Annotated in this window: 11 protein-coding genes; 5 read left to right on the forward strand and 6 right to left on the reverse strand. The window is 44.5% G+C overall.

The features are described from left to right. Positions 1–346: 346 nt before the first annotated feature. The 3 genes from PI95_RS01050 to PI95_RS01060 all read right to left on the reverse strand — a co-directional run bounded on the left by PI95_RS01050 (position 347) and on the right by PI95_RS01060 (position 3,516). Complete coding sequence (locus PI95_RS01050; protein ID WP_039752930.1) at positions 347–1,003, reverse strand: single-stranded DNA-binding protein; 657 nt, start codon at positions 1,001–1,003, stop codon at positions 347–349. A 202-nt stretch (positions 1,004–1,205) separates the two neighbouring features. Further along, entirely contained in the window at positions 1,206–1,898 is a 693-nt protein-coding gene (locus PI95_RS01055) for an SAM-dependent methyltransferase (protein ID WP_039752929.1), read from the reverse strand. 361 nt (positions 1,899–2,259) lie between these two features. Then, entirely contained in the window at positions 2,260–3,516 is a 1,257-nt protein-coding gene (locus PI95_RS01060) for an FAD-dependent oxidoreductase (protein WP_039752928.1), read from the reverse strand. A gap of 606 nt (positions 3,517–4,122) precedes the next feature. Between PI95_RS01060 and PI95_RS01065 the strand changes: the two genes are divergently transcribed. From PI95_RS01065 to PI95_RS01080, 4 genes are all read left to right on the forward strand, one after another. After that, positions 4,123–5,517: an ATP-binding cassette domain-containing protein gene (locus PI95_RS01065; protein WP_039752926.1), complete on the forward strand. Its 1,395-nt coding sequence runs from the start codon at positions 4,123–4,125 to the stop codon at positions 5,515–5,517. Positions 5,518–5,978: 461 nt separating this feature from the next. Beyond that, positions 5,979–7,007 carry a chemotaxis protein CheB gene (locus PI95_RS01070; RefSeq protein ID WP_039752925.1) on the forward strand — a complete coding sequence of 343 codons (1,029 nt, stop codon included), beginning with the start codon at positions 5,979–5,981 and terminating at the stop codon, positions 7,005–7,007. Between the two features lie 192 nt (positions 7,008–7,199). Further along, positions 7,200–7,427: a DUF433 domain-containing protein gene (locus tag PI95_RS01075; protein WP_052325774.1), complete on the forward strand. Its 228-nt coding sequence runs from the start codon at positions 7,200–7,202 to the stop codon at positions 7,425–7,427. Next, positions 7,408–7,722 (forward strand): DUF5615 family PIN-like protein, encoded by a 315-nt coding sequence (locus PI95_RS01080; RefSeq protein ID WP_039752923.1) that lies wholly within the window; start codon positions 7,408–7,410, stop codon positions 7,720–7,722. The genes PI95_RS01075 and PI95_RS01080 overlap by 20 nt, the downstream gene beginning before the upstream one ends. A 174-nt stretch (positions 7,723–7,896) precedes the next feature. Here PI95_RS01080 and PI95_RS01085 read toward each other — a convergent pair whose 3' ends face one another. Next, a complete protein-coding gene (locus tag PI95_RS01085) occupies positions 7,897–10,425 on the reverse strand; it encodes a mannose-1-phosphate guanyltransferase (RefSeq protein ID WP_039752922.1) in 2,529 nt (842 codons plus the stop codon). Positions 10,426–10,516: 91 nt separating this feature from the next. Beyond that, positions 10,517–10,681, reverse strand: coding sequence for a hypothetical protein (locus PI95_RS01090; protein WP_163518484.1), 165 nt, complete (start codon positions 10,679–10,681; stop codon positions 10,517–10,519). Between the two features lie 109 nt (positions 10,682–10,790). Between PI95_RS01090 and PI95_RS01095 the strand changes: the two genes are divergently transcribed. Further along, on the forward strand, positions 10,791–10,982 hold the full coding sequence (locus tag PI95_RS01095; protein WP_039752921.1) for a hypothetical protein: 192 nt from the start codon (positions 10,791–10,793) through the stop codon (positions 10,980–10,982). A 352-nt stretch (positions 10,983–11,334) separates the two neighbouring features. Here PI95_RS01095 and PI95_RS01100 read toward each other — a convergent pair whose 3' ends face one another. Continuing rightward, positions 11,335–11,733 (reverse strand): hypothetical protein, encoded by a 399-nt coding sequence (locus tag PI95_RS01100; RefSeq protein ID WP_039752920.1) that lies wholly within the window; start codon positions 11,731–11,733, stop codon positions 11,335–11,337. Positions 11,734–11,996: the final 263 nt, after the last annotated feature.

Below are 11,996 nucleotides of genomic sequence, written 5' to 3' on the forward strand. Positions count from 1 at the left end.
TAAAATTATCTGGATTTTAACAGGGGTTTTGTAACCAGGTGAACTGATTTTTTTGATTGTTACACCTTTGATAAGAAATTTGGCATTATAAATCACAATTTTTGTTAAATTTTAACGGATGTAGCAAATAAGGCTGTGTAACACTAGCCTGACGCTACATCCGTTATCAACAAAGAGGCAGGGGGCAGGGGGCAGGGGGACAGGGGGACAGGGGGACAAGGGGGACAGGGAGACAGGGGGACAACTAACAACTAACAACTAAATTTTGTACAGACGTTCCGCCGGAACGTCTCTACAACTCCTGACTTCTTCATCTCAGATACAATTGCCAAAAAGCACTTTCCGCTTAAAAGGGAATATCATCTATATCTTCGTCCTGTGCTGGTGCGGGATAAGGATTGCGATCGTAATTTTTCGCACTTTGTTTGGGTTCGTCTTGTGCCGGTGCGGGATAAGGATTGCGATCGTAATTTTTCGCGCTTTGTTTGGGTTCAATGTCGAAGTCATCCTCAGCAAGAGTGTCAAAGTCATTCTTAGCTTGGGATGTGGGAACCTGTTCGTAAGTGGTTACAGTTTTTTGGGGAGTTGCCACAGGAGACGACATCGGTGTAGAAGCTTGCCGGTGGTTTGTTGCAGCAGCCACGGGGACTTCTGATTGTCGTTGAGTAGTTTCCATTCTTGGTGAGGAACTAGTATGAACATCGCCTCCCAATGCATGAATGCGTTGCACTGTCAACTCCGCACGTTTTTCTTTGAAACCTTCTCGACGTTCGATGGTATGCATTCCTAAACGTCCTTCGATGAGGACGCGATCGCCTTCGTGGTAGTTTTGCTGAATTTCTTTCGCCATGTTACCCCAGCCTACCACCTTCAGCGTTGCTGGGGGGTCATCCGGACGCACTCCGGGAAACCGCACCAGCATTTCGCTGATTTCTAGGTTATCTGAGGTGTAGCGAAGCTGCGGATTTTCTACGATTTCCGCCATCAAAATACAACTGTTCATTAATTACTCCGTTTGTTGGCAATGGGGCTATATATGTTTTATTTTCGACAATTTTTTTGATTTATTAATAAATTCGTTATTTCTCACGATTGTGCATTTATTAATCTAAAATTTATAGTATAGTACTATTGTACCATATCTCTTTACCAGCTTTAGGTAAGTCCTAGATGGGAAAAAAGGCGTTTGTGGAAGTGGCGATCGCTTAAATATGGCGTTTCTGAAATAGAAGGAACACAAACCCCATTGTTTCATGTCCCCATTTTAAATAACCTCTCTGCCATCTTTGTATCCGCTCAAAAGCTTGCTTTGAGCCATTGTGTAAAGCGGTAAGATACTGTTTTTGAGCATGTTGGCTCTCAAAATCGTCCCACTCATCATCATTACTGCGACACAAGTAAAGTGGAATAAATCCTTGCTCAATTCCTATCTCTACCGTTGTTAAATAGTCGAAGTGGGGATTCTCTTTGTTCATTAAGCTCAAGTACTCTGAGTTTGGCTCTTTTTTCCAGAAGACGGTTCCAATCAGCAATTTTCCACTGTCAATCAGGCTGTTAGAAAGGCATTGCAAAGCTTGACGATAGCCACCAAAAATAAATTCCGAGCCGATGCAGATAATTAAATCAGCCTTTTGGTTTTCCCAAGCAAACGATTTTGCATCTTGGCAGACAAAAGACACATCCTGACTAGGGATTCTCGTTTTTACTTTGTTGTTCGCAACTTCGATAAGGTCTGAGTTTTTGTCAAGCCCAATCCCTACGATTTTATAGCGCTCTGCAACGCGAATGAGAAACTCTCCTTCACCGCAACCCACATCAATAGCGTAAGAATCGGGATTTAAAGCGAGATGTTCTACAAGTCTGTCTGCCTTTTCAGGACTTAATGGACAATTGAACAAATTTGACCTCCAAAAAAGTTGAACAAATATTGGCGATCGCGTTATTGATTCACTCCACAGAAGAAATCAACCAATCTACTACAATATAAACTTTGGTTATCAAGCAGAAGTTGTGGTGACATAATTATAAGTTTTTATTATCAAAATAAAAGCTGTCGTGACTAACGCTAATCGCTTTGTTATGAAAACAGAAGCTGTGGTTACTAGCGTTGAAGCTGTGGTTAGAAATAGAGAAGCTGTCGTTACTAGCGTTGAAGTTGTCGTTACTAATGCTTAAGTTGTCGTTATTTATCAGGTTCAGATTGTAGAAACCCGACTTCTTGTTGAAGAAGTCGGGTTTCTCAGCTTTCGTTAATCAAATCTAAGTTTGCACATGAACCGGAAACACACCCAAAGCAATCAACCGCGTCGGCAAGTCGCGTAAAATGGGTAGACGCAAGAAACCCGGAGGCTGGACAATTTGATCTGAGTTGAGAACACGGGTAAAAATCAGTTTCTGAACTAAAGCTTGAAATGTTTGAATAATGCGTGTGGGTAACTCGCGGAGGCGCTGTACTTTCGCTAAATCGCGTTCATTTACACGCCCAGCTTTCAACGGCTTAGTCAGTACATTTGCGGCGACGACAGCATCTTGAATCGCGTAATTAATACCAACGCCGGCAACTGGAGACATTATATGAGCAGCATCACCGATGAGCAATAGTCCGGGATGATGCCAGCGCTTGACGCGACTGGATTCTACAGAGAGAAAAGCTACTTGTGACCAATCGTGTAAATTTTCGATACGCGAGCTTAACTCTGGTGCTACATTAACGATAGACTTTCTTAATGCTGACAATCCCGCAACTCGTAATTCTTGATAGCCACCTTTGGGAATAACAAAAGCAATTTGCCAAGAATCAGACCTGTCAAGCATGACGAGAATATGACCTCGACCAATGCGTCCCATTCCACCTTCAGCATCTTCTGGTTTTTTCGGTAGACGAAACCATATCACATCCATTGGTGGTGAGGTGTTAATTGATTCAAAGTTGCCTAGTTGTCGCAATCGGGAGTGACGACCGTCTGCACCGACTGTAAGTAAAGCCCGGACTTCGTGCCAGCCACCTTGTCCCCGATAGCGGACACCTTGAATTACGCCATTTTCTTCAATTAACTCCTGTACATTCGCACCCATAACTAAGTGAAAAGTCGGATATTGTTGCGCTTCGGTGATGATGAACTCCAGGAACTTAACCTGCGGAAGCATCGTAATATAGGGGTAGCGAGTTTTGAGGTGACTAAAGTCAGCCAAAGTGACGGTATCATTAGGAGTTTGAATTTGAATTTGGCGCATTTTAGCGTGAGGCAATTGTAATAAGCGATCGCTTAAATTCAATTCCTCCATAATCTGCATCACAGACGGATGAATTGTATCTCCCCGAAAGTCGCGGTCAAAATCTTTATGTGTTTCCAGCAGCATCACTCCTATACCTTGACGCGCTAACAACAAAGCCAGCACCGCACCCGCAGGACCACCACCAACAATGCAACAAGATGTGGTTTGTACGTCTAGAATATCATGAGCAAGATTAACGGTTGGCTCTTGAACAGAATTCGAGGGTATATTAGCAGTCATAAACACACCTCTTAAAAGCCTTTAAATTTAAGGTAGTTCGCTTTTTGTGCTAAAAGCTATTTTTTTAACTTTTCGTATTCACATGTAGCGTGTATTATAAGCGCTAAACATTCCACAAAACAGAGTCAATAGTCCAAAGTCAATAGTCTATAGTCAATAGTCCAAAGTCCAAAGTCCAAAGATTGACCCTTGACCGTTGACCCTTGACCGTTGACCCTTGACCGTTGACCCTTGACCGTTGACCCTTGACCGTTGACCCTTGACCGTTGACTCTTGACCGTTGACTCTTGACCGTTGACTCTTGACCGTTGACCCTTGACCGTTGACCCTTGACCCTTGACTCTTGACCCTTGACCGTTGACCCTTGACCGTTGACCCTTGACCGTTGACCCTTGACCGTTGACCGTTGACCGTTGACCGTTGACCGTTGACCCTTGACCGTTGACCGTTGACCGTTGACCGTTGACCCTTGACCGTTGACCGTTGACCGTTGACCGTTGACCGTTGACCGTTGACCGTTGACCGTTGACCGTTGACCGTTGACCGTTGACCCTTGACCGTTGACCCTTGACCCTTGACTAATAACAATTTCAATAAATAATACTCGTGGCGCAAGTTATTTTAGAAAACGTTTATAAAAGTTTTCCCCCTCGGAAAGGGGAAAGTGTTGTTTCACAAACTCCAAAATTAAGCTTAAAGAGTGACGCAACACCAGAACATTCAGAAAATATCAACGTTCTGCGACGGATTAACCTGACTGTGGCAGATGGCGAGTTTATAGTGCTGGTGGGACCTTCTGGTTGTGGTAAAAGCACCCTGCTGCGCTTAATTGCGGGGTTAGAAGCGATGACTGGCGGTAATATCTGGGTAGGCGATCGCTTAGTTAACGATCTCCCCCCCAAAGAACGAGACATCGCGATGGTGTTTCAAAATTACGCCCTTTATCCGCACATGACAGTGTATGACAATATCGCCTTTGGGTTGCGACGCAGGGGAGGAGGGGGGGAGAGGGGGACAAGGGGACAAGGGGGGGATTTTCCACTCCCTACTCCCCATTCCCCACTCCCTACTCCCTACTCCCCACTCCCTACTCCCCATTCCCCACTCCCTAGCTTTGCAGAAAATCTACTAGTTGGTGTGACGCGAAAGTTACCAAAGGGACTGCGGTATATTTCTGAGAAAGAAAGAGCGGTGAATCAACAGGTGCGTTATGTCGCCAATTTATTACAAATGGAAGGTTTGTTAAATCGCTTACCCAAACAGTTGTCTGGCGGACAAAGACAACGGGTAGCATTAGGAAGAGCGATCGCCCGCAATCCGCAAGTATTCTTAATGGATGAACCGCTTTCTAATTTAGATGCGAAGCTGCGGGCAGAAACTCGCGCTCAAATTGTCAAGTTACAACGTCAGCTGGGTACAACGACAATTTATGTTACGCACGACCAAACCGAAGCGATGACAATGGGCGATCGCATCGCGATTATGAATCAAGGACAAATTCAGCAAGTAGCTCCTCCATTGGAATTATACAACCGTCCGGCGAATCGTTTTGTTGCAGAATTCATCGGTTCGCCGCCGATGAATTTTATAGCTGTAAAATTTCAGGCTCCGCAGGTAATTTCCCATTCTCAGTTTCGTCTCACCTTACCAGAAACTTGGGCAACTGCATTACAAAAATATGACGGGCAAACTTTAATTTTAGGTATTCGCCCAGAACATTTAAGTATAAGTTTACCTGCAACTAAAAATCTGCAAGTCGAAGTGGACTTGGTGGAAAATTTGGGTAACGACACTTATCTTGCTGTCAAACTTGTAGAACCAAATCAAACTACTTCTACAAGCAATTACCTGCAAGTGCGAGTACCACCCGACCGCACTGTGCGTATTGGGGAACAATTGTGGTTATCGCTGACACCAGATAAAATACACTTTTTTGACCCAGAAACTGAAGAAGCGATATTTCCTAAAAATCCATCGTTATCTTTGCCATTTGAAAAATAAAGATTAAAGATTGAAAATTAACAGGACTTATGCACGAACTACGAATTTCCGTCATTGCGACGATAGGAAGCAATCTCAAAGTCTTGTTTTCTGGTTACGAGTGCGTAAGTCCTAATTAAAAAGATTTTTTCCCTTTTTCTGAGTTTCAGACTTTAGACTGAATCTGACTCTCGATAAGGTAGCTATGCTGAAGGCAAGATCGTAAACTTCTGTCCTCTAAAGGCAGCGCTGTGAAAGTGTTTTCACATATGCACCTACCGTGGTTCCCCCCTGCGGCAAACTGCCGTCGTGCCAAGCGCGAACCTTCGATTGGCATCTCATGAAAAATGATAGATATTTTTTGATTAAGTAGAATGTCAGTTTTACTTTCTACCTTTTTTTGTGTGCATTATATGGATGGTTCTATCAGACAAAGGAGATAGTTGGGCAGACAAGCATACCACACAATAAAGGAGAGTAAAGTGTTAAAACATGACATCATTGTGATTGGAGCTTCGGCAGGTGGTTTGGAAGTGATGAGAAAGCTTCTTGCTCAATTGCCTGACAACTTCCCAGGTACGCTCTTCATCGTCTGGCATCTTCCAGCGGAGTCTCCGAGTATATTGCCCCAAATACTCGATCGCGTATGTCCGCTGCCGGTAGCACACGCGATCGACTTTGAGCCGATCCAACCCGGTCGTATTTATGTTGCTCCCCCAGATCGCCACCTTCTTGTCGAACCGGGATATGTCCGGCTAACTCGCGGTCCAAAAGAAAACCGCTTTCGTCCCTCAGTCGATGTCTTGTTCCGCTCCGCAGCTGTTGCTTACGGTTCCCAGGTGATAGGGGTGGTTCTGACCGGCTCCCTTGATGACGGAGCGGCTGGGCTGTATGCGGTGAAGGAGCGAGGAGGTATAGCAATTGTCCAAGACCCGTTTGAAGCGCTTTACCCCTCAATGCCCAAAGCCGCAATGAAAGCAGTAATGGTAGATCACTGCGTCTCGGTGACAGAGATGGGGTCTTTATTGGTTCGTCTGACAAATGAAGTTGTTGTGGAGGAAGCGGTAAATCCGCCGGACGATAACATGGAAATTGAAGTAGGGGTCGCACGGGAAGACAACGCCTTTGAGCAAGGCATTATCAAGCTAGGTACACCCTCTCCTTATACCTGTCCCGAATGTCACGGTACACTTATGAGATTGAAAGAAGGAAACCTTATCCGCTTCCGCTGCCATACGGGGCACGCATATTCCCTGGATTCTCTGCTCGTGGAAGTTACCAAAGGCATTGAAGATACACTTTGGAACACTTTACGCGCGATTCAAGAAAGTGAATTATTAATGAGGCATATGGCTGGGCATCTGCGCGAAACCAACGATACTGAGACGGAGACACTCTTTTTACAGAAAGCCGAGGAAGCGAAGAAACGGGCTGACCTAGTTAGGCAAGCCGTGATGAGCCACGAAACTTTGAGTACAGAAAAGGTTAGTGACGATGCAAAGCATCACTAAGACCATCTTTTTGTGGCGCGTTGACTTTCTTATTGACGAAGCTTTAAGAAAGAAAAATCAAAATTTCCTCTCTTCTTCAAGCCGAAGAAAGGCGATCGCTTTTGTTAAACTTCTCATATCACCACTTTATGACAAATAAATGCAACGCTTCACAAACATATACTTGATCGAAAAACAGCGAAAACGAAAATTATGATTACTTTAATTCAAAGTCCAGTAAGTTCCGATCCAGAAGTCATGGGCGGCACACTAGTATTTAGAAATACGAGAGTCCCAATTCAATCGCTTTTCGAGTATTTAGACGATGACTTTTCTCTAGAAGAGTTTTTAGACAATTTCCCATCTGTTGATCGTGCAGATGCGGTAAATTTATTGAAACTTGCTCGTGAACACGTTCAAGATGAAAATCATTCTGGATGAGAATTTGCCAAGAGCTTTAAAAGTTTATTTGTCTGCTTACGAAGTAACCACCGTTCAAGAGCAGGGATGGGCTGGAGTTAAGAATGGCGAACTGATGGCAAGAATTGATGGTGTATATGATGTTTTTATCACATCAGACAAGAATTTAAAATACCAGCAAAACTTGACTGGACGAACAATAGCAATTATTGAGCTTCCCACCAATCGATTAAAGCTATTGGAAACTATCACCGATAAAATTTTGGCAGAAGTTGAGAGCATTTCTCTAGGAATGTACGTGCAAGTCTCTCTCTAGCTACCAACCACTTGAGAAATAGGGAGTAGGGAATAGGGAGTAGGGAATAGGGAATAGGAATTAGAGATTGCCAAAGCAGGAAATAACAAGATTATTCATTACCTAGTCCAAGCGTCCCCATTCCCCACTCCCCACTCCCCACTCCCCACTCCCCATTCCCTATTCCCTAGTTCCTTACACCTCTACAGGAATTTGCTCCTCTTGTTTTTCCACAAAAGCTTGAACGCGGGTGCGGTATTGTCTTAAGGAATCATCTACCCAATCGCGATCGTTGCTGTTGACGTATAAATGTACCAGTGGTTCGCTGGCATCTGGTAAAACTAACACCCAACTGTCATCGTAGGGTTGACAAATTTTTACCCCATCGATTAATTCCAGGTTTTGTGCTGGATGAGTTTCTACCAAATACCGCATTAATGCACCTTTGACTGTCCAAGGACAGCGGACTGTATAAGTTTTGTGAATTACACGCGGTAATTCTGACCTGGCAGAAGCAAGCGATCGCTCTTGTATTGTTAGCATTTCAATTAGCTTGGCAATACAGAACATCCCATCAAATCCCGGATGCAATTGCGGGATAATAAAGCCAGTGTCCCCACTACCTCCTAATACCACACTTGGGTTTGTTTGACAAGCTTCCATTAATGCGGTAGGATTCGCCTTGGTGCGAATCACTTTACCATCGTGGCGACGAGCGATTTGTTCCACAGCACTAGAAGCATGAACCGGTACTACTACCGTCCCTCTAGGGTTAGAAGTTAAGATTAAGTCCACCATCAGCGCTGTCAACATTTCCCCGCGAATCGGAATCCCCGATTCATCCACCAAAATCATTTGTTCGCCATTTGCCGACACCTGAACGCCAAAGTTAGCTTTTAGTGCTTCCACCACATGACCTAACTGAGTTATCAGTCCTTCACGTTCAGCTGTGGACATAGCGTTTTTATTCAAACTGGCGTTTAACACCACCGCATCAGCGCCAAAGTTATCTAACATTTGTGGCAATACTGCACCAGAGACAGCATAAACGTAGTCAATCACGACTTTTGCCCGACTGTTACGAATTGTGTCAATATTCAATAACTTTTCAAAAGCTGTGCAGTAGCGGTCAATTACTTGACTGGGGTATGCGACATCGCCAACTTCATGAATTTGCGATCGCCGCATATCTTCTTTAAAATAAGCCCCTTCAATTTTCTTTTCCTTTGACTTGGAAATATTGATGCCCTTGCCATCCATAAATTCAATCAGGATATAATCAGGGCGATCGGGATGTACCCGGACATGAATACCACCAGCTACCGACATTGTGGGGATAACTGTACGAGCGATGGGGATAGCGGTAGCATCGAGGTTTTGAATATCGACACCTACAGACATTAAACCAGCGATGAGCGATCGCGTCACCATCCGCGAAATATTCCGCTGATCGCGGGAAACCGTTACTTTAGAACCCGGTTTCAAAGTAGAACCATAAGCGGCTCCCAATTTCACCGCAAACTCTGGGGTAATATCGATATTGGCTAATCCTTGGACACCACGTTGTCCAAATAAATTTCGTTGAGCAGTGTTACCCCAAATCAAGTTAATATTTAAGATCGCCCCTGAATCGATTTTTTTACTGGGCCAAACGCGCACACCCGGACTAATTTGCGCTTCTTCTCCCACAGTAGACAGCGAACCGACTACAGCAGCTTCTAAAACATGAGCGCGACGGTCTACACGAGTACCACGGGAAATCACACAAGCCGATAAATGTGCTTCTTCGCCAATAATTGCCCCATTCCAAACAATTGGACGTTTGAGATTAGCATCAGCCCCAATGGTGACATTATCTCCGATTACGGTTCCGGCTTCAATTTGGACTCTTGCCCCAATGCGGCAATTATCGCCAATAACCGCTGGTGCTTCAATTTGAGCGGTTGGATCGATATAAGTGTTTTGACCCACCCACAAGCCGGTTGACCTTTCTTTGTAGGCAAAATCAAGTTTTACCTTATGTTCCAAGCCATCATATTGCGCTTCGCGATAAGCATCTAAGTGACCGACATCGCACCAGTAACCCTCAGCGACATAGCCATACATTGGCTCGTCTTTGTCAAGCAGTAAGGGGAATAAATCTTTAGAAAAGTCACATTCTATGTTACATGGCAGATATTCCAAAACTTCTGGTTCTAGAATATATGTACCAGTGTTGACGGTATCGGAAAAAATTTCACTGGTAGAAGGCTTTTCTAAAAATCGCCGAATTCGATTTTCTTCATCACTAATCACCACCCCAAACTCAATCGGGTTGGGGACACGAGTCAAAATCAAAGTCGCTTTAGACTTCTTTTGTTTGTGAAATTCAATTGCGGCTGTTAAATCAAAATCTGTTATGCTGTCTCCGCTAATTACTAAAAAGGTTTCGTCTAGAAGTTCGGCAATGTTCTTCACGCAACCGGCGGTTCCTAGCGGTTGGTCTTCTTCCACCGCGTAGGTCATTTGTACGCCAAAATCGCTACCATCTTGAAAGTAATCTCGCAAGACATCAGGTAAATAATGCAGTGTGGCAACAACTTCTGTAATGTGATGTCGTTTGAGAAGATTGATAATGTGTTCGGCAATCGGTCGATTTAGGATGGGCACCATCGGTTTGGGCAGGTCACAAGTTAGCGGACGTAACCGCGTTCCCGAACCACCTGCCATTAGTACTGCACGCATAAATCCTCCTTAGCTATGTGAGCGCGATCGCTGCTTCAAGACCCGTGAGATATGTTCTGCTATTCTTTAGTCTCCTATGGATCTTAATATTTTAGGAACTTCCACAAGATGCATCTGTCAAGGAATAAGTAGATATGCTCAGAAGCTGGGGAATGGGTAATTGGTAATTGGGAATGGGTAATGGGGAATGGGTAATTCCTCCCTCATCTCCCTCATCTCCCCATCTCCCCATCTCCCCATCTCCCCATCTCCCCATCCCCCACTCTCCCCCTCCCCCCTCTCCCCGAATCCGGGAGGCTATCTTAAACTGGAGGGTGTGAGAATACTTTTCTCGAATTCTGTCAGTTGCTTATGGAGTAATGCGAATGCCTAAGTTAATTATTCTTGGCTTGATGGCGGCTTATTTATATGGCGTGTGGAAGTTTTGGAATGGATTTGAGCAAACGAATTTCACGAAAAGTTTGCCCAATCGCCTTGGTTTATCTCTGTTATGGCCCGCTTTGTTTCTTACAAATCCGTCCTATCGTCGCAATTTTAGAAAGGCGCTGAAGGGCTAAAGGTCGCTAATAAGTTTAGTTGTATCTTTAGAACGCGCTGTGCGATGGATATAATTAGTTGGCAGCACAGGCGATGTCTTCGACAAGCCGCTTCTCTTCGAGAGGCTTCGCCAACGCGTCTACGCACTCTACCCAAATTCCTACAATTATAAACACAAAGTCCGCACTAAGGCGGACTTTTTACATCTAAGCCTGCGAAAAGCAGGCTTAGTTTGTATGTGGCTTAACTGTCAATTCCACAGCGTTCGGGTAATGGTAACGTGGCTGTGGCGTGATTTCTCTGAACAATTTTTTAGCAATGCTTGGGAATTAAGACAAATTCGTAATTCAGCTATCAATTACGAACAACGAATTACTTTCTATTCCTCAAGATATGGATAGCTGCACCTGCGGCTGCACCATCGACTACATCACCCAAAGTATCTTTACGACCGCGAGTAACTGCACCAGTGACACCACCTGCGGCTGCACCTACTCCGATATCTTGACCCAAGTTACGGTTTCTGGGATTTCTTCTGGTACCGTTAACACCATTAACAGCAGCACCAGCAGCACCACCTTTAACAGCATTGTTTAATACCGAACCACGTCCCCTAATAGCGCCTGATACCACGCCAGCGGCAGCACCAATACCGACATCTTCAAGTATGCGATCGTCGGCAGCAGCGGGTTTAGCTGGAACTAAGGTGACACCAGCTAGACTTGCAGCCAAGAGGCTGGGTAAAAATGTGCGTTTTAAGATTCGATTCATAGTTGTACCTTCTCAACACGTCAAAGTTGTTATTTTCAACAACTTGATCCTAGATTTAGACAACGATAGCGTTTTCTTACATTGGACACTTTCTATAGTTACACTTACGAAATTGCGATCGCATCCCCTGAAAGCATGAGTATCGAATTTTCGTACAAAGAATGCCGGGGTTCCAAAAAATCAGACAAAACCGGACAGCCATATAGCTGAAATAGTCGTGGAGTTTTGAGGATCTTTAATACAAGGCTGTCCGGTAATGTCGG

The sequence above is a fragment of the Hassallia byssoidea VB512170 genome, assembly GCF_000817785.2.
Classification (GTDB): domain Bacteria; phylum Cyanobacteriota; class Cyanobacteriia; order Cyanobacteriales; family Nostocaceae; genus Hassallia; species Hassallia carrinoi.